This is a genomic window from Microaerobacter geothermalis (genome assembly GCF_021608135.1).
GTDB classification, from domain to species: domain Bacteria; phylum Bacillota; class Bacilli; order DSM-22679; family DSM-22679; genus Microaerobacter; species Microaerobacter geothermalis.
Window position 1 is genome coordinate 18,638 of the sequence record NZ_JAKIHL010000024.1, and the last position, 21,389, is coordinate 40,026.

General features: G+C 40.7%; 21 protein-coding genes. 3 read left to right on the plus strand and 18 right to left on the minus strand.

All coding sequences use genetic code 11. From position 1 onward, the window contains the following. Positions 1–230 precede the first annotated feature (230 nt). From pfkA to L1765_RS09940, 4 genes are all read right to left on the minus strand, one after another. Positions 231–1,190 carry a 6-phosphofructokinase gene (gene pfkA, locus L1765_RS09925; protein WP_236406792.1) on the minus strand — a complete coding sequence of 320 codons (960 nt, stop codon included), beginning with the start codon at positions 1,188–1,190 and terminating at the stop codon, positions 231–233. A 198-nt stretch (positions 1,191–1,388) separates the two neighbouring features. Then, the gene (locus L1765_RS09930; protein ID WP_236406794.1) at positions 1,389–2,357 is read right to left on the minus strand and encodes an ROK family glucokinase; all 969 of its coding nucleotides are present in this window, start codon (positions 2,355–2,357) and stop codon (positions 1,389–1,391) included. A gap of 12 nt (positions 2,358–2,369) precedes the next feature. Then, positions 2,370–3,479 (minus strand): ABC transporter ATP-binding protein, encoded by a 1,110-nt coding sequence (locus L1765_RS09935; RefSeq protein ID WP_236406797.1) that lies wholly within the window; start codon positions 3,477–3,479, stop codon positions 2,370–2,372. A gap of 281 nt (positions 3,480–3,760) precedes the next feature. Then, positions 3,761–4,957: an ROK family protein gene (locus L1765_RS09940; RefSeq protein WP_236406800.1), complete on the minus strand. Its 1,197-nt coding sequence runs from the start codon at positions 4,955–4,957 to the stop codon at positions 3,761–3,763. 241 nt (positions 4,958–5,198) lie between these two features. On the opposite strand from L1765_RS09940, the gene L1765_RS09945 reads away from it, so the two are divergent. Then, positions 5,199–5,933: an N-acetylmuramoyl-L-alanine amidase family protein gene (locus tag L1765_RS09945; RefSeq protein WP_236406802.1), complete on the plus strand. Its 735-nt coding sequence runs from the start codon at positions 5,199–5,201 to the stop codon at positions 5,931–5,933. A 95-nt stretch (positions 5,934–6,028) separates the two neighbouring features. Here L1765_RS09945 and L1765_RS09950 read toward each other — a convergent pair whose 3' ends face one another. Together L1765_RS09950 and L1765_RS09955 are read right to left on the minus strand one after the other, a co-directional pair. Continuing rightward, positions 6,029–6,616, minus strand: a complete 588-nt coding sequence (locus L1765_RS09950) for a TetR/AcrR family transcriptional regulator (RefSeq protein ID WP_236406805.1) — start codon at positions 6,614–6,616, stop codon at positions 6,029–6,031. Positions 6,617–6,753: 137 nt separating this feature from the next. Continuing rightward, entirely contained in the window at positions 6,754–8,118 is a 1,365-nt protein-coding gene (locus L1765_RS09955; RefSeq protein WP_236406807.1) for a glucose-6-phosphate isomerase, read from the minus strand. A 209-nt stretch (positions 8,119–8,327) separates the two neighbouring features. Here L1765_RS09955 and L1765_RS09960 point away from each other — a divergent pair, with 209 nt between their 5' ends. Further along, on the plus strand, positions 8,328–8,693 hold the full coding sequence (locus tag L1765_RS09960; protein WP_236406809.1) for a P-II family nitrogen regulator: 366 nt from the start codon (positions 8,328–8,330) through the stop codon (positions 8,691–8,693). A gap of 1 nt (position 8,694) precedes the next feature. After that, positions 8,695–9,996 carry an ammonium transporter gene (locus tag L1765_RS09965; RefSeq protein WP_236406811.1) on the plus strand — a complete coding sequence of 434 codons (1,302 nt, stop codon included), beginning with the start codon at positions 8,695–8,697 and terminating at the stop codon, positions 9,994–9,996. Between the two features lie 74 nt (positions 9,997–10,070). Here L1765_RS09965 and L1765_RS09970 read toward each other — a convergent pair whose 3' ends face one another. The 12 genes from L1765_RS09970 to L1765_RS10025 all read right to left on the minus strand — a co-directional run bounded on the left by L1765_RS09970 (position 10,071) and on the right by L1765_RS10025 (position 21,348). Further along, a complete protein-coding gene (locus tag L1765_RS09970) occupies positions 10,071–10,856 on the minus strand; it encodes an FRG domain-containing protein (protein WP_236406813.1) in 786 nt (261 codons plus the stop codon). A 67-nt stretch (positions 10,857–10,923) separates the two neighbouring features. Next, positions 10,924–11,748: a malonyl-ACP O-methyltransferase BioC gene (gene bioC / locus L1765_RS09975; protein WP_236406814.1), complete on the minus strand. Its 825-nt coding sequence runs from the start codon at positions 11,746–11,748 to the stop codon at positions 10,924–10,926. Continuing rightward, on the minus strand, positions 11,741–12,505 hold the full coding sequence (locus L1765_RS09980; protein ID WP_236406816.1) for an alpha/beta fold hydrolase: 765 nt from the start codon (positions 12,503–12,505) through the stop codon (positions 11,741–11,743). Before L1765_RS09980 ends, bioC begins: the two co-directional genes overlap by 8 nt. Further along, positions 12,502–13,701, minus strand: coding sequence for an 8-amino-7-oxononanoate synthase (gene bioF / locus L1765_RS09985; RefSeq protein WP_236406817.1), 1,200 nt, complete (start codon positions 13,699–13,701; stop codon positions 12,502–12,504). The genes L1765_RS09980 and bioF overlap by 4 nt, the downstream gene beginning before the upstream one ends. A 39-nt stretch (positions 13,702–13,740) precedes the next feature. After that, positions 13,741–14,430, minus strand: coding sequence for a dethiobiotin synthase (gene bioD / locus L1765_RS09990; RefSeq protein ID WP_236406819.1), 690 nt, complete (start codon positions 14,428–14,430; stop codon positions 13,741–13,743). A gap of 68 nt (positions 14,431–14,498) precedes the next feature. After that, a complete protein-coding gene (gene bioA / locus L1765_RS09995) occupies positions 14,499–15,848 on the minus strand; it encodes an adenosylmethionine--8-amino-7-oxononanoate transaminase (protein WP_236406821.1) in 1,350 nt (449 codons plus the stop codon). A gap of 129 nt (positions 15,849–15,977) precedes the next feature. Beyond that, positions 15,978–17,309, minus strand: a complete 1,332-nt coding sequence (locus tag L1765_RS10000) for a S8 family serine peptidase (protein ID WP_236406824.1) — start codon at positions 17,307–17,309, stop codon at positions 15,978–15,980. A 611-nt stretch (positions 17,310–17,920) separates the two neighbouring features. Next, positions 17,921–18,667, minus strand: coding sequence for a tetratricopeptide repeat protein (locus L1765_RS10005; RefSeq protein WP_236406826.1), 747 nt, complete (start codon positions 18,665–18,667; stop codon positions 17,921–17,923). A gap of 391 nt (positions 18,668–19,058) precedes the next feature. Continuing rightward, on the minus strand, positions 19,059–19,562 hold the full coding sequence (locus L1765_RS10010) for a Rossmann-fold NAD(P)-binding domain-containing protein (protein WP_236406828.1): 504 nt from the start codon (positions 19,560–19,562) through the stop codon (positions 19,059–19,061). Between the two features lie 36 nt (positions 19,563–19,598). After that, positions 19,599–19,877, minus strand: a complete 279-nt coding sequence (locus L1765_RS10015; RefSeq protein ID WP_236406829.1) for an SDR family oxidoreductase — start codon at positions 19,875–19,877, stop codon at positions 19,599–19,601. 562 nt (positions 19,878–20,439) lie between these two features. Next, positions 20,440–20,817: a 4'-phosphopantetheinyl transferase family protein gene (locus L1765_RS10020; protein WP_236406831.1), complete on the minus strand. Its 378-nt coding sequence runs from the start codon at positions 20,815–20,817 to the stop codon at positions 20,440–20,442. Between the two features lie 60 nt (positions 20,818–20,877). Then, complete coding sequence (locus L1765_RS10025; protein ID WP_236406833.1) at positions 20,878–21,348, minus strand: low molecular weight protein-tyrosine-phosphatase; 471 nt, start codon at positions 21,346–21,348, stop codon at positions 20,878–20,880. Between the last annotated feature and the right edge of the window lie 41 nt (positions 21,349–21,389).

The window sequence follows — 21,389 nt, forward strand, 5'->3', positions numbered from 1 at the left end:
TCCCAATGCATAGGATCATAATATTTATAGAGAAATATTATGTAGGATTAGAATACAAACGTTTGCATGAACTATACTCTCGTTTTGTTCTCGGAAGGTGAGTCAGCGTGCAGGGAGGGTTGGCGTGCTAAAAAGCCTTGCCCTATATATGGCAAGAAAATGGCAAGAACAGCTAACCGCCACTTATATTCCCTACTCATTCGTATGAAATAAGTGGCGGTTAGCGAAATCTATATCGACAAGGTGCGGGCCAAATCATATAAATCAAGTGAAGGCTGATGGGTCTGGCTAAGGGCCTCTTCAAAGGGAACAGCTATCATATGATTGTTCTGTATTCCCACCATAACCCCTGCTTCCCCGGCGAGAAGAAGATCGACTGCCTCTGCTCCCATTCTACTTCCCAGTAACCTGTCAAAAGCAGAAGGTGAGCCCCCTCGCTGGATATGACCCAAAACGGTTACTCTAGTTTCAAATCCTGTCCGCTCTCGTATCAGATTGCCTATTTCGGAACCACTTGAAACCCCTTCGGCTACAATAATGATACTGTGCTTTTTACCCCGTTTATGACCTTGAATCAATCGTTGGCAGAGATCATCCAAATTAGTCTCCGCTTCCGGTATTAATATGGACTCTGCCCCTCCGGCTAATCCCGACCAGAGAGCAATGTCTCCGGCATCTCTCCCCATCACTTCGATGACATAGGTTCGTTCATGGGAAGTAGCAGTATCCCTTATTTTGTCAATTGCATCAATCACCGTATTCACCGCAGTATCAAAACCTAAAGTAAAATCTGTACAGGGAATATCATTGTCAATGGTTCCGGGGATTCCGATGGTAGGAAACCCTTTTTTGGTTAATTGTAAAGCACCACGAAAGGACCCATCTCCACCAATCACGATCAAACCTTCAATTCCGTTTCCCTTCAATTGGTCTAAAGCTGATTTCTGTCCTTCTTCAGTTTTAAATTTCTCACTTCTGGCACTGTACAAAATTGTTCCGCCTCTATGGATAATATCTCCAACACTTCCCAGCTCCAGGGGGACAAAGGAACCTTCCATCAATCCCTGGTATCCATGACGAACACCAAAAATTTCTAAATTATTAAATATTCCTCTCCTAACAACAGCACGAATAGCCGCATTCATTCCTGGAGCATCTCCACCACTTGTCAAAACAGCAATTCTTTTCACTAATAATCCCCCCTTGTATTCCTTGTCACAATACTTCCTTTAAAATGTATAGACGGAATAAAAAATTCACTAAGGACAGCCTTCGAATTCGTACTTATGCGTTGAGGCTAAAGAATGGAAATTAGCCCTCAAACTGACTCCACCTTTGAAATACCCGGATGTTTTTGAGGGCTCCATTCCACATCTATAAAAGTCGAATTAATGATTTACCCGCACATGTACTAATCGTGCCGCCCCGATCATTCCAGCCTGGTTGCCAAGTCTAGCTGGAACTATGGAAGTATCCTCAGCTACCCTTGGGAATGCAGTCTGATAAAATGCCTCAGTGAGGGGGTTAAACAACATCTCTCCTGCGTAGGATATACCCCCTCCGATAATAATCAATTCAGGATTTAGCAGGTAACACATTTCCGCCAATGAGCGTCCAAGAACCTTTCCTGCTTTCTGAATAATTTCTTTACAGGTAGGTTCTCCTTTTAGAGCTAATTCTACAACCATTTTCGCTGTCAAGGTTCCCGATTTATCATAAGCTTCTTTCAAAGGTCCATCTGATAGATGTTTCAGCTTATCCATCGCATCCAAAACAATGGCGGTGGCAGAGGCTTCCGTTTCCAAACATCCCGTTTTCCCGCAGTTGCAGAGTCTACCGTCTTGATGTCTGACGGTAACATGTCCAACTTCACCGGCGCTGCCGTTGGCGCCGTGGTAAATGTCTCCATTAATGATCACTCCCCCGCCAATACCCGTGCCGATGGTAATACAAAGGATATGGGTTGCCCCAATTCCTGCCCCTACCCACATTTCACCCAATGCTGCAACATTCGCATCATTGTCAACACAGACAGGTAATTTCCATCTTTCCATCAGAGTTTCCATTAAAGGGACATGATGCCAACCAAGATTGACAGCCTCTACCACTTCACCTTTTTTCAAGTCAAAAAAAGCAGGGGCACCTACGCCTATTCCAGTAATCTCTTTCCATTCCAATCCGTTCTCCTGAAGAAGACGGTCGACCATTCCATCAAAAGTGTTAATTACTGAATAAAATTCTTTGTTTTCGGGTGTAGGACTTTCTAAAGTATAAAGGAGACTCCCTTTCTGGTCAACAAGTCCCATTTTGATCGATGTACCACCCAGATCTATTCCTATATATTTTTGTTCTTTCATCGCTGATTCTCCCTAAGCGTCAATTCGTTGATCTGTATCAGCATCAAAAAAGTGCAATTTATTGGGATCAAATGCCATCTCCACCTCAGTCCCCACCTTCACATTGGATCGGGCATCCACCCTAGCTATGATCACTTCTCCAGCCACGGATATATGGAGATATTTTTCAGCACCCGTTAGTTCCACCACTTCTACCTTTGCATGAACGTGGGTTTTTGGAGAGGATTCCAAAACCAATGGTTCATCATGGATGTCTTCAGGCCGGATACCAAGATAAACCGCTCGATCTACATATCCCTGCTCCTTTATTTTTTGTGCCTTTCCAGCAGGTATCTCAACCTGAATCCCTTCTGCCTGAAAGAGTATTTTCCCACTTTCTTCCTTCAGATTCCCTTTTATGAAATTCATCGCAGGAGAGCCGATAAATCCTCCTACAAACCGATTTACCGGAACATCATACACTTCCTGGGGGGTTCCTACTTGCTGTATGATTCCATCTTTCATAATTACAATTCGGGTTGCCATGGTCATGGCTTCTGTCTGGTCATGGGTAACATAAATCGTGGTCGTTTGAATCCGCTCATGCAATTTAAGAATTTCCGCCCTCATTTGTACCCGGAGCTTTGCATCAAGATTGGATAAAGGTTCATCCATCAAAAACACTTGAGGTTCCCTTACAATCGCTCTTCCTAGGGCAACCCGTTGTCTCTGGCCTCCTGAGAGTTCCTTTGGTTTCCTTTTAAGATACGGCTCAATTCCCAAAATTTTTGCCGCTTCCTTCACACGTTTTTCGATGTCTTTCTTGGGAAATTTCCTTAATTTTAGTCCAAAGGCCATATTATCATACACGTTCATATGGGGATACAGTGCGTAGTTCTGAAACACCATGGCGATATCTCTGTCTTTTGGAGCCACGTCATTCACTTTGCGTTCCCCGATATACAGTTCCCCTTCCGATATCTCCTCCAAGCCAGCAATCATGCGCAAGGTGGTAGACTTACCACAACCGGAGGGACCGACAAACACAATAAACTCTTTGTCCTGAATATCCAAATGAAAATCTTTGACTGCTTCCACATCCCCATAACGCTTCCAAACATGATTCAGTTTAACACCTGCCATAATTGATTTCCCCTCTTTCATTTTTTAATCTTTGGTTTCGTGCACACTGGCTTAGATTATATAGACGGAACTAAGAATTCACTAAGGACAGCCTTCGAGTTTGTACTAAGTGGAGAGGCTAAAGAACGGGGATCTGGCCCTCAAACTGTTACCAACTTTGAAATCCCCAAATGTTTTTGAGGGCTCCGTTCTTTAGAATTGAAGCGGACATGAATCTCTTCTTGGCAAACTCGACTAGCAGACGTGTGAATCTTTAGTTCCACATCTATAGAATTAAAGAATTATGTTAAATGAACTGAATGAGTTCCCAAAGCACGTAATGAGTAGGGCTGTAAAGTTGATTGAAAGACCATCGCCACACAACCATATATACTGCTGTCCTCTTTCAATTGGGTGTTTGTGATGGACACCTGTTGTGTCATGACCGGAAGTGCATTTTTTAATGCCGCTTCCTTTAATAATTCTCCGTAAAACGGATTCTGGTAAATCATCCGACCACCCAAAATCACCGTATCCGGACCATATAGATTGATAAGGGATCCTAACCCTCGACCCAATAATTCTGCTGAATCCATAAGAATCCGCCGAGCATTTTCATCCCCGGATGCAAATCGTTGATTTAATTGGTCAATAGAAATTTCTTCACCTGTTAACTTTTTATATGTTCTTTCCATTGCCTTGGCTGATGCAGTGACATCCAAGCAACCTTTATTTCCGCATGGACACTCTTCATCACTGATTCCAAAGGAAACATGTCCCAATTCTCCTACACTATAGCCTTTTCCATGGTAAACTTGATGCTGTAAGACAAAACCGGCTCCAATACCGTCATCAACGAGAATGTAAATCAACTGATCCACATTTTTCCCCTGTCCAAACCATAGTTCTCCAAGAGCTGCCAAATTAGCATCATTATCCACAAAAACGGGCAATCGGATGGCTTGCTCCAAATTATCCTTCAACTGAACATTTACCCATCCAGATAAATTGGGTAAGTTATAAATTTTTCCGGAGGAAAAATGAACCCAACCCGGTACACTAACACCCACCCCCAGCAGTTGATTCTCAGCTTTTCCCAAACTCCGTTTAAATTTTTCAATGATTTCTAAGATGATTTCCAAACCTTCATGGTATCGATAACTTCCCTCCCTTTCTAATCGCATCATCGGTTCAGCCAGCAGATTAAATAATATTGCTTTTATTCTTGTTGTCGTAATCTCTATGCCAATGGCATAGCCGCCCCGGGGGTTTAAACGAAGCAATATCGGCTTCCTTCCACCTATAGGTGAAGAGACAGCACCAATTTCTTCCACAATCCCATATTCTAGAAGCTTGTTTACAAGATTGGTGATTGTTCCTGTGGTCAGACCGGTTATTCTTGAAATATCGGATCTTGACAGTTCCCCATGATGGCGCAGAGCATCCAAGATAAGCGATATATTAACTGATTTAATCACTTCATAGTTCCCCGTTACCATTTGGACACTCCAATCATTTAATTTAATTGTTTTCTTAAGTATTAAAATATATTATAAAACTATAATAAGTGATCAATCTAATAAATTCAATTCAATTCTTTGAAAAAAATTCTGAAACACCGCAGACTGCGTAAAAAATGTTGGCAAGACTCACCATGACCGCCCAATATATGGGCAATCTTCCCGAAGGGGACTAGATGATGTTACAATAGAAGAGAATTTTTTTGAAGGAGTTTATCCCATGAAAACCAGGTATCTTCTCTTCATACTCATCTTATCTGTCCTCTCTTTGTTTCTGGTTCTTAAGTTTTATCTAACTCCAGAATCCGTAACTGAGATTGATAAAAGGGATAAAACCGATACTGTTATTCCCCTATTTCAAGAAGCCAATTTACCCATTGGAAAAGTGATAATTGATCCAGGCCACGGTGGAAAAGAATGGGGGGCCGTAGGGTGGAAGTCAGAGGTTCCTGAAAAGGAGATTAACTTAGCCATTGCCACCTATGCGAAGGATTATCTTGAAAATAATCATGTGGAAGTCGCAATGACAAGATATCTGGATGAAATGATGGATGATAAGGACCTCAATGCCGACCTTACCGCTCGTGCCCAATTTGCGGAAAAAATTGCAGCAGATCTTTTCGTCAGTATTCATAGCGATCAGTTCGATAAAGAAATAGAAGGGACCCGTATTTTTTACAGTGATAAAAACCCAAAGGTAAAGGAAAGCCAAATCTTAGGAGAAGTCATTTTTGATGAATTGATCTCCAAACTCGGTTCCAAACCTTTGGGTGTAAAAGAAGAAAATTATAGGGTTTTGGATCAAAACACGGTTCCCTCTGTTTTAATTGAAGTGGGATTTCTATCCCACCCGGAGGAGGAAATGAAATTAGTTGATCCTGCCTATCAGAAAAAAGCAGGTGAAGCGATTGCTATGGGTATCATAAAATATTTGAAAACAAATCAACGAAAATAGTCTATATGGACGGAACGAAGAAATTTGCTAAAAAGGGCCTTCGAGTTCATGGTTAGCGCAGGAGATGAAGGAATGGAGAGGTTTTACAACACTGTTTATAAATGGCCGCTTATCCCGTACAACTCCATTTCAACCATCTCACAGGCTAATTTTTTTATATCTGGTTTCTCTTTTGCTTGAAGAATTCTTCGCTGAATAACGTAAAAATACATTCCAACAATCGCATCACATACGACATCGAGATCTGAACGAATTAAATTGTCGTTTGGAATCATTCTTACAATACTTTTAGATGTTTCGACCGCCAAATTTAAAAATTCATTCAACTTTTCTTCAAATTCCTGCCCAACCGAGGGCCCAACTTTTAAAAATATAGAAAAAACCTCTTTGTTTTCCCAGGAAATATTAAACATATTTTCAACCATTGTAATCAGGGCATCCTTTAATTGGTCCAGCGTTCTAACGTCTTCCCAGTGAGCCACGGAAAAGGATTGATTGATACGATTTAAAAAATGATCAATTAACTCACTAAATATTTCCTCTTTGCTTTTAAAATACCAGTAAAAGGTACCCTGGGCAACTCCGGCCTCAGCAACGATATCTGAAACCCTTGTCCCATGGAAACCCTTTTTTGCAAAACAAGTGACAGCTGCTTCCAGCAGCGACTCTCTTCTTTCTTTCATCTTGGATAGTCCCCCTGATTGACATGTCAGTCCCTCGCTTAGTATATATTATTTATATAAATAGCGTCAATTGTTGACGTTGCATGATTTATATGAGGTTAAAGTGAAATAAAAGAACAGCGATTCGTTCCAGTTAATTAGAAACGTTGTTCTTTTAATCTTTTTTCCAATTCATTCTTTTCTTTTTCATATCCTGGTTTGCCCAGCAAGGCAAACATATTTCTTTTGTATGCCTCTACACCCGGTTGATCAAATGGATTTATACCAAGGAGATAACCGCTGAGCCCGCACGCTTTTTCAAAAAAGTAGACCATTTTTCCAAATAGATATGGAGTCAATTCGGAAACTCGAATAAGCAAATTGGGTACACCTCCATCGCTATGGGCAAGCAGCGTACCTTCCATGGCCCGTTGATTCACATCGTGAAGAGATTTTCCAGCAAGGAAATTGAGTCCATCCAAATTGGTTTCTTCAGATTTAATGAATAATTCTTCCCTTACCTTCTCTACATGAAGCACCGTTTCAAATAGATTCCGTCTACCATCTTGTATGTACTGTCCCATAGAATGGAGATCCGTTGTAAAATTAACGGATGCCGGGAATATCCCCTTATGATCCTTTCCTTCACTCTCCCCAAAAAGCTGCTTCCACCACTCGGAAAAATACTGCAAAGAAGGCTCGTAGTTTACCAATAGTTCAATGTTTTTTCCTTTGTGATAAAGGACGTTTCGAATTGCCGCATACTGATAACAGGGGTTTTCTTCAAGGTTTGGAAGCGAATACAGCGTATACCCTTCTTGTGCTCCTGCCATCAATTCTCCAATATCAATTCCACTGACAGCAATGGGAAGTAGGCCAACCGCCGTAAGGACAGAATACCTCCCTCCAATATCATCTGGTATAACAAAGGTTTCATAGCCTTCTTGGTCAGCTAATATCTTTAGTGCTCCCTTTTTCCTATCCGTTGATGCAAATATTCGCTTTCTTGCCCCATCCTTTCCATATCTTTTTTCCATATATTCTCGAATCATCCGAAAAGCAATGGCCGGTTCAGTTGTTGTTCCTGATTTGGAAATCACATTGATTGATATTTCTTTTCCGTCCAGCAGTTCCAACAAATGCGTCAAATAAATGGAACTTAAATGATGTCCTGCAAAATAAATTTCAGGAGTCCCTCTTTTCTCCTTTGACAGTTGATTGTAAAAGGTATGGGATAACATTTCAATGGCTGCCCTTGCCCCCAAATAAGAACCACCGATCCCAATGACCAACAATACATCCGATTGGGATACGATTCTCTTTGCCACTTCCTTTATACGCCCAAATTCTTCCTTATCATATTGAACAGGCCAATCCACCCATCCGAGGTAATCCTTCCCCGCACCCGTTTTTTGATGTAGCATGTCATGGGCAGATGAAACAAAAGGCTGCAATCTGAACATTTCTTCTTTGTCAACAAAAGATAATGCATTGGAATAATCAAATCTGATTGTCTGAACCATTCCCTCTCCCCCTAAATCATTCCATTCGTTACAAATAACTTTATAGCAATCGGTCGAACAATTCAAGAAGTGAGACGATAAATCAGTCACTCATGAATTTTCCAATTGATTGAACAGAATTTTTAAACATTAACCATTGACACTTCCTAAGTATAATGTTATATTTCATAACAATTGAATGTAAATATAGCAAACATGGGGTGTATATCATGAAGAAGGTGGAAGCTATTTTACGTCCGCAAAAACTAACGGATACTATTAAAGCTCTGCAAGAAATTGGAGTCACCGGATTTACCGTTTCTCAAGTGGTAGGCCGGGGGCGTCAGAAAGATTTACGTGGTGTTTACCGCGGACATAACTATACGGTAAATTTACACCCAAAAGTAAAGCTGGAAATCGTATTATCCGATTATATGGTTCCCATTACCATCAAAACCATCATTGCCTCTGCTCAAACTGGAGAAGATGGCGACGGGAAAATATTTGTTACACCAGTTCTAGAAGCTTACAACATTCGATCGGGCATGATCGATGATACCATCGATGAATTAAAGAAAGTCAGGGAGGGGAACTAGGGTGGAATTCTTGTATCTGAATACCATATGGGTAGTTTTGGCAGCCGCCATGGTATTGTTCATGGAAGGCGGATTCAGTTTATTGGAGGCTGGTCTGGTAAGAACCAAAAATGCGGTGAATGTCACCATGAAAATTTTTGTTGATTTAACCATCGGCGCTCTGGCCTTCTGGTTGGTTGGATTTGGATTTATGTTTGGAGCTGATAAGATGGGCTTTATCGGAACCAGTTTGTTCGGATCTCCGCAAAATATCGCCCTCGACCTTCAACTGCCGTCAGCAGCCTTTATTCTATTCCAGCTGGGTTTTGCCGTTGCTAGCATCTCTATTATTTCCGGCGCTGTGGCAGAACGAATGAATTTTAAAGCCTATATTCTTATGGCTGCCCTTGTGGCCATGTTCCTCTATCCCATCTCCGGCCATTGGGTTTGGCAAGCAGATGGTTGGTTGGCAAAACTGGGCATGAAGGATTTTGCCGGTTCAGGGGTTATTCATGCAATGGCTGGCTTTGCTGCTTTAGCCATGGCTTGGGTACTCGGCCCAAGAAGAGGCCGGTTTAATTCCGATGGTAGTGCCAACGTTTTTGCCCCCAGCAACATTCCATTGGCCTCCTGTGGAACCTTTATTCTATGGTTCGGATGGTTCGGTTTTAATGCTGGAAGTACATTGGATGCATCAAGTCCCGCACTATCGGTGATCGCCCTGAATACCATGCTGGCTGCTGCTGCAGGAGGTTCTTCAGCGCTCTTGTTCACGATGTTTAAATACGGAAAGGCAGACCCCAGTATGACCATGAACGGCGCTTTAGCCGGCCTTGTCGCTATCACGGCAGGGGTAGCTTACGTGGAATCCTTAAGTGCGATTATTATTGGAGCTATCGGAGGTATTCTGGTAATCGGCGCTACTTTGCTTGTTGACCGTTTGAAAATTGACGACCCCGTGGGTGCTGTTGCTGTTCACGGCTTTAACGGAATTTTTGGAACCATTGCCGTAGGACTGTTTGATTCGGCGGAAGGTTTTTTTACAACCGGAAACACATCCTTGCTCTTCGTTCAGATTCTTGGAGCACTGGTATTAAGCATCTGGGGGTTTGCCGGAGGATTTGCCATGGCCCATTTCACCAGAATAACCGTTGGCTTGCGTGCTTCTGCCAAGGAAGAAGAAGAAGGTTTGGATATGGCTTATCATGGGATCCCGGCCTATAATGATTTGGAACGCTTCGTTGATGTGCCAAGCAGCCTCTATGATTTTCAGGCAACCACCGGCGTTAATGTGGTACAACCCAAGACAACAAAGGTAAGCTGAGATAGATAAGCTAAGCAGGTTAATATGCGTTAATTAAGGGCACTAAGTCAGGCAGGTTATTCCTGACTTATTTTTTATTTTTCTATTAATTGTTCACCCACTTCCCTGACAATCTCCCTTGCCACGGCATCCAGGTCGGGAAACAAGCTAGTTTCGGTGATTCCCAAATCATATAACTCCCTTTCTATTCGTTGGACACTTTCTTGCGGAATATATAATTTTGATAAAAACTCAGGAGCTTTCTCAAAAGTTTCCATAGTCGCCCCACCTTTTGGAGAAAACAAGGTGAATACTCCCTTTTGGGCAACGATTCTCCTGTTATTTTGCGGACCTACAATGGCAACGGGCAATAAAATATCGGGAACTTCCTGTGATTTGATGCTGTAATTTCTTTCAATCACTTGATAGTCATTCATATTGAGAATTAATCCAACGGAATGTTCATGGGTATCGATAGAAAACTGATTTAAAGCGATGGGGTCAAGGGCCCAAACAACAGCTCCATGATTTTTGTGCTTTTCTTTTCTAACCTGAACGGCAAAAGCAAGGGCGATCAGAGCCCCCTCCGACCAATCCAGCAATCTGGTAGGAACTCCATAATGCTGCATCAAAAACATCCACTCCCAATCGGTTTGAGGGAGACGATCGAGAAAAGGAATGGCTCTGGCTTTAAATCGGCTAATCAACTCATATTCCAGTTCCACATGATAAGGATTCCGATAAATGGAAGGGAGCAGCGAATAGGTATCTGATTTTTGCCCTCTGAACCATAACAATCTTTCTTTATGACGAATCAACCTTATTTTTTCAAGAAAGTCTGAGATACTGGTTATCTCAAATAATGGTATATTATTCTCCATTATTCTAATTCTCCCTTAAATTTGGTTCCCTCCATTTCATTAACACAATTCTTATCCTTTCCCGATATCAAGTTTTTATAATACTTAGAAAAAGACAATGGTAAGAAACCTGCATCTGACTTTCTTTACGAAAGTTTGTTTCATAAATCCTGATCATTTCCTTAAAAAGCGTCGGTCGTAGGCAGTATTCTCCCTGATTACTGTTATTTGCTCCAATCCTTCTAATCGATGTAAAAAAATCCTGCATCGTAGGGAAGTATTCGTACTCCATCTTTTCATAAGCCTGAATGGTAAATGTTGAATCCCAGTTCGAATCATGCAAAGAACGCTGGCACAATCCATTCAGATCGTCCAAACTATAGAACGATTGCCCTAGAGAACCCGTCGAATCAATTTGAAGACGCTGTTTTGCCAATTGAAAAGAGGTATGCAATTCTGTGAACGTCTGGTTTCCAAAAGTGGAAAAATAAATTCCTCCGTCATTTGTTAACCAAGTAAACAATCGTCTCAATGTACTTTCAAGATGATTAAGCCATTGAAAGGTTGCATTAGAAATAATCATATCATATGGGTCACTCATTATCATTTCTTCAATATCCCCGCAACAAAAGGTAACGTTTTTTACCACCCGCTGCCTGGCCATTTCAATCATTCCCGGTGCCAAATCAACTGCCGTAATATTGGCTTTAGGATAAAGATGGCATAATTGTTCTGTTAAATAACCAGTTCCACACCCAACCTCAAGTATATTCATTTCCGTCTTTCTGATCCCTTTATTCAATTGAAGCAACTTTATCAACTCTAGGGCCATTTTCTTTTGAACATTTGCGTATCGATCATACGATTTTGCGTTTGTACTGAAGCGTTTTTTCAACAACTGTTTATCAATCATTTCTTTGCTCCTTTTCGACAAACTCCCTAATCGTCACAAAACATTCATCCACACTAGTGAAAAATGGTACATGACCAACACCGGACAATATTTTTATTTCGGAACCTTTTACAACTCCTGAGATGTGCTGAACGGCAGATACAGGACAAATCCGATCATCCTCCCCGTGAATTAACAGTAAGGGAGCCTGGATTAACTTTAGTTTATCTCTCAAGTCTATTTGAATTAAATAATCTAATCCAACCAGCAGTGAAGTGGTGTCGTCCCCGCAAAATTTTTCCTTCACAATTCGTAGAAAACGTTCATGATCTCCCCGTTCTTGTTCACCTGATGAAAACATAGACTGATAAAAAGCAGACAAGCATTTCTGCTTATCACGTTGAAGTTGGAATTTCATTCTTTCTACCATTCTCCGATGCCACCCAACATGATATTGTTCAGATTCGTCCTTGATAAAACGACTGGTTCCACCAAGGATAATCAAACGATTAATTATTGATGGATAACGGGTTGCAATCTCAAAGGCAACCAGTGAACCTAAAGACCATCCTAACAAAATAAGGGATGATTTATTTTCTGCTTCTATTTTTGTTTCTATTTGCTGAATTACTCTTTCCCGAAAACAGGTAAGAGAGCTGACTCCCCGCCACTCTATAAAAGACAAATCAAAATATTTACTAAGCTTATCCTGAAACAGCCCCCATACTGAAGCTTCCATCCCCCAACCGGGTAACATGATTATTTGCGGTTTATTCATGAGATTACACCCAATTTCTTTCCAACGGCAGCAATTTTCTCAATCGCCCAATCCAATTCATGTTTTTTATGGGTTGCCATGATTGTAAAGCGAATCCTTGCCTGATTATTAGGAACAGTGGGTGGGCGAATGGCAACCGCAAAAATTCCATTTTCCTGCAAAAGTTGGCTAAACTGCATTGCTTGATCATTTGGACCGATGAGTATCGGAACGATTTGAGTTTGGCTATGACAAATATTAAAGCCCAAATGTGATAATTTTTCCCGAAAATATTCAGCATGGTTTAATAGTGCCTCACGGCGTATCCCTTCTTTTTGTACAATTTGAATGGATGCTTGGATAGAACCGAGAACGGCGGAGGGCAATGCAGTCGTAAAAATAAAACTTCTCATTTTATTCACCAAATAATCTACAAACCACTTGCTTCCCACTACATAGGCCCCATAACAACCTAAGGCTTTACTAAAAGTACCCATTTGAACCTCAACTTGATCCTGTAGTCCGAGATGGTGAACATATCCTTTTCCGTCCATTCCGTAAATCCCGCTGCTGTGAGCTTCATCAACCATCAAAATAGCCTGATAACGCTCCTTTAATGTAACTAAGTCTGAAAGCGGAGCGATATCTCCATCCATGCTAAAGACAGTATCGGTAACAATTAATTTCCGCTTATATCCTGATGCCTTTTTTAAAAGTGATTCCAGATGGTTCATGTCATTATGACGGTAACGTTTATGCTCAGCCCTACTTAAACGAACGCCGTCCACTATACTGGCATGATTTAAGCGATCGCTGAATACAATATCATCTCGTCCGACAATACAGGAAATAATCCCGGTATTTAACAAATACCCGCTGCCCAAAATAAGCCCTGCTTCTAACCCTTTCCAGTTAATTAGTGCTGATTCCGCCTCTTGATAACCAGGATGGTTCCCAACAATCAAACGGGATGCCGTCGAACCACACCCCCGCTTTTGGACAGCCTCTATAGCTGCTTTTTTCAATCGTTCATCCCCAGCTAGCCCCAAATAGTTATTAGAAGCAAGATTTAATAATTTACGGTCGTTAATTTTGAGCCAAGTCTGTTCGGCTTGTTCAACATTCACCAATTGACGAATCTGGGAAATCTGTTGTAAAAAGGACAATTTCCCTTTTATTTCTTCTTCCCATGTCCATTGTTTCTCTATTGAATCCATTCGTCCCACACTTCCCCCCCATTTAATTCCCCTAGCCATTTATAGCAAAATTTTGTTCATGGAAATGTGATCACAGAGCATTCGGATTATCCATTCAAAATCCTTCTGATAGACACGAGGAATCACTCCCAATACTGGAATGCCTGAAAACTCTTCAATCAAAGCCGGATTAGTCTGTTCAGCAACACTCTGTTGTTCCTCCATAAGACCATTAACAATAACACCAACGATTTCAAGACCCATACTTTTAGCGAATTGAATCGTCAACAGAGTGTGATTAACAGTACCCAAATCAGGTCTTGCTACTATCAGCAGAGGTAAACCGATGGCTTTGGCTACATCTGACACTAGATAACTCCTTCCCAAAGGGACAGCTAATCCTCCCGCCCCCTCAACCAAAAAAAATTCATGTTCCTTTTCCCTTCTTCGCCAAACTTGCAGAACTTCTTCCAAAGAAATATCAAGTCCCTGTCTTTTGGCAGCAACATATGGAGCCAGGGGTTCTTCAAAAGTAAAGGGTGCAATGTCTTCCAATGGACTGCTGTCTTCAGACGTTGCTTTAAGAATAAAAGCGTCACTGTTCGGGTCTTCCCGTCTCGTTCCGCTCTGCATCGGTTTAAAAACACCTACGTCAATTCCCATCTTACGTAAAGCACCGGCGATAGCTGACGTAACAAATGTTTTTCCAACGTCAGTATCAGTACCTGTGACAAACAATCCCTTTCGCAAGATCTCACCTCATTTATTCCTGATTTATTAAGGATAAGATTTTTTATGGTTCGTTAATTGATTGTAATTTACTCATCTTCCGTTATCTGGAATATGGCTTCTTTCATAATTCTAATCATTTCCTTTAATTCCTCTTCGGAGCTTGATAGAGGAGGCATAAACACGATCGTATCTCCCAACGGCCGTGAAAGCATTCCCAACTGCCGCATTTTCAACGTCACTTGATATCCCAAGCGCCTTCCCCACTCATAGGGACGTTTGGTCTCCTTCTCTTCCACCAATTCAATCCCTGCCATAAATCCGAGCTGCCGAATATCTCCAACATGTTCTAAATCATGCAACGTTTTCAGTTCTTTCCGAATAAAAACAGATTTTTTTCGCACATTTTCTATGACATTCTCTTTTTTAAATAATTCCAGATTGGACAGTGCAACCGCACATCCTAACTGATTTCCAGTATAGGAATGTCCGTGGAAAAAAGTCTTCAGTTCCCTATAATCGGCATAAAAGGCATCATAAATTTGACCGGTCGTTATTGTCGCCGCAACGGGCAGGTATCCTCCTGTAATTCCCTTGGCGATTGTCATAATGTCCGGCCTTACCCCTTCATGGTCACAGGCAAACATCCGCCCCGTCCGTCCGAATCCCGTGGCAACTTCATCGGCTATCAGCAGCACATCATATTCTCTGCACAAACTCTCTACACCTGACAAAAAACCTTGGGGCATAGTAATCATCCCGCCCGCTCCCTGTATCATCGGCTCCAATATTACCGCGGCAATTTCCCGATGATGTCTCTCCAAAGTCGCTTTCAATTCCTGTAAGCATTCTTCCCTGCAAATTTCGGGATTGCTGCTGGGGTGGCGATATACATAGGGGTAAGAAACTTTAAAACTATCGAAAAGAAGCGGCTGGTAGATTTGATGAAAAATATCAATGGAACCAACGCTGACAGCACCTATGGTATCTCCGTGGTACCCATTTCTCATCGTGACAAACTTTTGTTTCTCCCGAACCCCCTTATTACACCAATATTGAAAAGCCATCTTCAAAGCAATTTCAACCGCTTCTGCCCCACTGTCAGAATAAAAAACCCGCTCCAAACCATCCGGAGTTATATGTACGAGCTGTTCCGCCAATTCTGTGGCCGGGATGTTAGTCATGCCAAGCAATGTTGAATGGGCAATTTTCTCAAGTTGCATCCGAATAGCCTCATCTAACTCTCTTTTACAATGACCGTGAACATTTAACCACACTGATGAAAATCCGTCATAGTATTCGTTTCCCTCAGTGTCTTTCACCTTCACCCCGCTTCCTGATTCAATAATCAGCGGATCTTTCTCGTAATCTTTCATTTGTGTAAAGGGAAGCCAGAGATATTTTCTGCTTTTATCTATCAATTGTTGATGTTTGGACATAAGTATCACCTTCCTGTTTCGTGCTAACCACGAATCTATCGAACCTTAAAAATATAAGTTAACCTAATTAATCATCAGGTTAACTTATATTTAATCATGAAGTCTAGTGATCGTCAATCCTGTTTATTGCTAATTAACCGAAGTGGCTCCAGCACTTACGTCAAAGAAATAGCTTCCGCTTCCGTTATAGGAATACACTCTTAGCTGATAGGTTCCGGTGGTTGTAGGGGTAAACGTAATGGTTTCCTGACGTTTAGTTCCTTCCGAACTGGCCACCAGGGTTCCAGAAGGATTGTAAACGTAGATATCAAAATCTGGATAAGTTGAGAAGAAGCTGGATGTCCAGTCAGGAATGATAAATGTAACTGCAATCGGATATCCGGTATTGTTGACGCTGATATTGAACCCATTGCTGGTACCGGTTCCAGTTAAGCTGCCGGATTTATAGAAATGATTGGGCACGATGATGTTGGTTCCTGAAAATCCGCCGGCACTCTTTATCGCAGCATATCCGTCCAGACGGCCATTGCCATAATCAATATCTTTACGTGTCGGACCCCAGTCTAATGCGGTATTGTACAGATTATTCTTCACCTGAGTGGGAGTCTGGCTCGGATTCGCATCCAACATCAACGCCACAGTTCCAGCGGTAAAGGGGGTTGCCATACTGGTTCCGCTATAAGTAATATATCCTGTAGTCGTATTTGCTTTGGCAGCCGTAATATTGTATCCCGGGGCAGCGATATCGGGTTTGATTCGTCCATCAGCCGTATATCCGCGGCTGGAGAAATCAGCTGCAATGCTGGCAACATGGGTACCATGTCCATTGTCGTCATATGGAGTTGTTTTACCTTTTACATAATCCTTCCAGCCAATTACTTTTCCATTGTTTAAATCTTTATGATTACCATCAATTCCTGTATCAATGACAGCGATTACAATATCGTTTTTGGAATAAGAATTGACGTTGCCATCGCCGTCCCCTGTGAGACCAAAATCAGCTTTTGCTTTAGTTGTTCCAAACCATTGGTTGGCGGTAGCAAGAGAGGCTTTGACTTCCCCGTCATATTCCACCTGATTGATGAAAGGGATTTTGTCCAGCATCTCAATTTGTTTTTTGGTAAGAGTTGCCGCAAATCCGTCAATGATGCTGTACTCATATTTGGTTTGGAAAATCCCGATATGTTGCTGAAGTACGTCTGCAGCTTTCCCTTTCAACTGAGAACGGTCAAACTTTACAATAACAGGGAGCTTGTCCCCTTCATTGATTCCCTGAAGTTTTTCTTCAAGATTATCAAACAGTTTGTTTCCGTTTTTGTTTGTCATGGCAACATCCGGCTTCTCAAAAACACTCTTCGGCTTCACAGGTTGCGGCTGATTCCCCTGGGCAAATCCGTATACTGGAGAAAGAAACAGCACTGCAACCAAAAAGATGGACAACATTACTTTTCTTTTTCCCATCATAAATCCTCCCATTTTTTAATTAAATCTAAAAGTAAATCAGACAATTCAGACATGACGAATCATCACCATCGAACGACGAGGGTTTTACTTTCTGATTCTTACTTTCTTAAGAATCAGCCTCCTCTCTTTTGAAGATTGACAAAGCCCGAAGAAATGACCACATTGGTCATAAACCCTGTTTGTTGCACAGAGGCAGGAAAAAAGTATGAAATTGTACTCCAAGTTTCGCGAATAATAGACAAGTTCCCTATCAGAATTTTTCGATAAAATTTTACGTAAAAAAAAGAGACCAGAAAACTCAAGGTTTTCTGATCTGAAAAAATTTGTCCTCTTTCATTCTTTGACTGTTGATGTAAATTTTTTTGAAAGTTTTAACATGAATGATGGCAACTTAAGATCTCTGATCCACTGTTACTGAATATCCTACATCATCACCCGCATATACCGCTGATGCCCCAAAACCTATAGCAGCAATTATAAGGATCGCTATTAATAAACGTTTCATTCTTTCACCCCCTATTCCTGATTCATTTTTAGTTTTACTAAAAAAGCCTTATACAGCTTTTCTGAACAATGATATTTATCTCCCATTTCGTGAAAGTATTTGGCTACTGTTTCGTATAATTCAATTTCTTTGGTATAAAAAGCTTATGTTTTATTGCTATCTGCTTTGCTTTTTCTAGTTTCTCACGAGCAAGCAAATACATTTTTTGAGATCTTAAGAGAATACCTTGGAGATTTAAGGCTGAAATTAGCGAATCCGTTTCATTTTCTGTTAAATAATGAAGGGCCCTTTCACATGCATAATTCGCATTAATCATGTCTTTTAAAGCATAAAAAGTAGACGCCATATTGTAATATAAAATACCTTTCATTCTAAGTTGATTGCTAGGAATATTCTCGAATATTTTATAAATTTGGTCTAAGGCTTTTGTATACTTTTCCTGGCGAAAATAGATAGCTCCAATCTTTATTTTGCATTCTATAACATTCTCTTCATCATTTTCCTGCTCAAACAATTCTATAGCCTTTTCCAAAAACAGTTGAGCTTCCTTGTAATTCTCCTCCTCCAAATACATTAAACCAAGTGCCTTGTGGGCTTTAGCGGATTGTTCGATAAACATGGATTTTTCCGCCAACTGCAACGCATTTTCATACTTTTCTTTTGCCTTTTCGATAAATCCTGTACTATAGTAGGTTTCTGCCTGCTCCAGGATGTAATCAACCGAATCTGTTGACCCTTTTTCGTAAATCATCTCATCGGAAAGACCTAGTTTATTCTTAAGATATTCCCAAGTCTCAAGGTCAGGCTGAACCTTGCCGTTTTCAATATTGCTTAATTTGGCAATGGACATGAAAGTTCCGGCCACTTCATGCTCAATAAAATTTCTTCACGAAAATTTTACGCAACATGTAAAGAAAAGACCGGAATAACAAGTTTTTTCCGGTATAAATTATTGAGTATCTATGGGTTTAAGAGACAAATCGTAAAATTTTTTTCGAAAATTTTTCCATAAACTGTAAATTTTATTCAGCCAGCTAATTGGGATTTACCTATACGCTCTTCGGAACTTCATCTCCGGTATAAGGGATAAATCAGAAATTACAAGACTTGTCCCCTCCAGCCAACGTTCCGCTTCTCACCAATTTGCCTCCCCTCATTTCGGCAGGGGCATAGTCTAAATTTCACCAGGTTTCCACACAAACTTCTTCTCCTTTCGATAATCTTTATTCAATGATTTCTGCTTACAGGAAATTGACTTCCTTACAATGGACGATCATCTTTTCGACATGATTTTCTTTAATCACAGGCCAATGAAATCCCAATCTGTTTAAAAGCAGGTCTGTTTTCTTTGAATGGACGACTAATTTTGTAGAATTCAGATTCTCCATCAGGTTATAGTGAAGCAGTATTTTTTCCGAAAATTCCCGGAATTTGTTGCCGTCATCCTTATCACATAGATAATCCAAAAATTCAAGTATCGGCAACGTGTTTAATGTTACACCAATCTGGTTCAATAATTTGGCGACCGTTGTTAAGCTTACAGAATTGGGATTTATGATATGATAGATCTCATTTTTCAATTCTTTCCGATCGTAAAGTAGACGGACGGCCCTGCTGGCATAGTCTATAAACGTGAGATCCAGGATATTTTGTTCGATTTGAGGAATCACCCCCAAGTTAATGAAGGATCGAATCATCTGATAAAAAGCATTATCTTCGATATTTACTTGAAATTTTCCTGTCACAATCGTATTCTGTAAACAGGACCTGATTCTGATTCTCTATTGCCCCTGAGGCGAAGCTAATGTTTTCGCAAAGTCCAGCAGCCTTTTAGTCCCTTTTACATTGATATCATAAAAATCCTGATATTCTCCGTAATGCTTTACATTGGCCGCCGAATGAATAATCACAATTGTATGGTCAAGCTCATCGTACAAATCATGGGACCAACCGAAAAGATTCTCAGTAAGGGTTCCACTTAAAACAAATATCCTTTTTTGGTATTTTTCATGGTATTTCTCCCTTTCCAACAATGGGATATCTTCACATCTTTTGTTCATTTTTTTATATGTTCCCCGGGCAATCCGCAATAGCTCTATGGCGCTTTTATCAAACCGCCACCACTTAAACTCTCCTATTTTTTTAAGTCTTCTATTTTTTCTTTCAGATTGCTTCTTTTACCCTGTATTTTCCCGGCATCCAAATTTCCCTCTTTCTTATAGCAAAACGAAAGATTATAAACGGGAGATTCAGGGTTTAACTTGTAATAAAAATACAATCTTTTCTGTACCTAGGATAAAGGAGATACATTCTGATCAGTCGCAATACGCTTTGTCACGTTCTCCACGCTGGTCATAACCATATGGTTTCACTCCCTTCACATTTTTCTTTTTTTGATGCCGCCCTACAATTGGATTATGCGAAATTAAAACACGCAGTTTGTCAGTATACCGGGTATTTCGATTTAATGGATAATGTTCCTATGAGTTGTTTTCTGTAAAATTTTAGAAGTAAAATTTTGAGGGGAAAACAAAAAAGGACCAGAAAATACAAGGTTTTCTGGTCCTAGCCATTTTTTATACCTATTTGGTATCAAGGAGATAAAATTTTTTCGAAAATGGTCTATAACAGAAACAAATCACGATTAAGAACACGTGCGTTATCAGGAACATAGCGAAAATTGGCACAAATAGCCACACAGTAATCTTTGTTTAAAAAATATTTTTTAAAGTGCCATTCCATTTTATCTCTACCTTTTATATCTAGCAGGGTGATCGTATGAGGATAATTTCTCATATCAAAACCAAAGGAATCTAAGGGACAGGAAAGCCCTTGGCCAATTGCCTTCACGAAAGATTCCTTTAGAGTCCACAACTCGTAAAAGAAGGATAATTGATCGTTTCCTGGAAGGTGAAACAATACTTCCCTTTCTTCCTGAGTAAAAAAACGATTGGCAATTTCCATATCTATCGGACGGATTTGTTCAATATCAACTCCCACTTTTCCCTCATTCGTGATACAACAGATGATCCATTATTATCTCCTATATCCTGATAGATCTTATATCCCTTCCCGCTGTCGGATAAACTGAAGAAGCCTTTCACATCCTTCTGACACCAGTTCATATACCTCCGTAAAGTTCCCTGTAAAATAGGGATCCGGTACATCGGATTGATCCGTTTCCGGAACAAAATCAAGCAAACGGGCAATATAACCGGTTTGTGCTGCTCCTGCCATGCGGCGCAAGTCTTCTACATTGTTCGTGTCCATTCCAATGATGTAATCAAATTGAAACAGATCCTTTTTATCAATTTGTCTTGCATAGATTCCATGATAATCAATATGATACGCATCTAAGATTTCTCTTGTCCCCTTATGAGGTTTTTCACCGATATGCCAATGGCCTGTCCCGGCTGAATCTACAAAAATTTTATCCTGCAATTTGTTTTTCTTCACCATTTGACGAAAAATGGCCTCGGCCATCGGTGAGCGGCAAATATTCCCCAAGCATACGAATAATACGCGAATCAAAACAACCCCCTCTTTCCCCAAAATTTATTGCTGCAATCGTC

Coding starts and splice junctions, on each gene's coding strand:
- L1765_RS09930 (WP_236406794.1), bottom strand. CDS start 2,357: ATGAAAGAACAAAAATATATAGGAATAGATCTGGGTGGTACATCGATC.
- L1765_RS09935 (WP_236406797.1), bottom strand. CDS start 3,479: ATGGCAGGTGTTAAACTGAATCATGTTTGGAAGCGTTATGGGGATGTG.
- L1765_RS09940 (WP_236406800.1), bottom strand. CDS start 4,957: ATGGTAACGGGGAACTATGAAGTGATTAAATCAGTTAATATATCGCTT.
- L1765_RS09945 (WP_236406802.1), top strand. CDS start 5,199: ATGAAAACCAGGTATCTTCTCTTCATACTCATCTTATCTGTCCTCTCT.
- L1765_RS09950 (WP_236406805.1), bottom strand. CDS start 6,616: ATGAAAGAAAGAAGAGAGTCGCTGCTGGAAGCAGCTGTCACTTGTTTT.
- L1765_RS09955 (WP_236406807.1), bottom strand. CDS start 8,118: ATGGTTCAGACAATCAGATTTGATTATTCCAATGCATTATCTTTTGTT.
- L1765_RS09960 (WP_236406809.1), top strand. CDS start 8,328: ATGAAGAAGGTGGAAGCTATTTTACGTCCGCAAAAACTAACGGATACT.
- L1765_RS09970 (WP_236406813.1), bottom strand. CDS start 10,856: ATGGAGAATAATATACCATTATTTGAGATAACCAGTATCTCAGACTTT.
- bioC (WP_236406814.1), bottom strand. CDS start 11,748: ATGATTGATAAACAGTTGTTGAAAAAACGCTTCAGTACAAACGCAAAA.
- L1765_RS09980 (WP_236406816.1), bottom strand. CDS start 12,505: ATGAATAAACCGCAAATAATCATGTTACCCGGTTGGGGGATGGAAGCT.
- bioF (WP_236406817.1), bottom strand. CDS start 13,701: ATGGATTCAATAGAGAAACAATGGACATGGGAAGAAGAAATAAAAGGG.
- bioA (WP_236406821.1), bottom strand. CDS start 15,848: ATGTCCAAACATCAACAATTGATAGATAAAAGCAGAAAATATCTCTGG.
- L1765_RS10000 (WP_236406824.1), bottom strand. CDS start 17,309: ATGGGAAAAAGAAAAGTAATGTTGTCCATCTTTTTGGTTGCAGTGCTG.
- L1765_RS10005 (WP_236406826.1), bottom strand. CDS start 18,667: ATGTCCATTGCCAAATTAAGCAATATTGAAAACGGCAAGGTTCAGCCT.
- L1765_RS10015 (WP_236406829.1), bottom strand. CDS start 19,877: ATGAACAAAAGATGTGAAGATATCCCATTGTTGGAAAGGGAGAAATAC.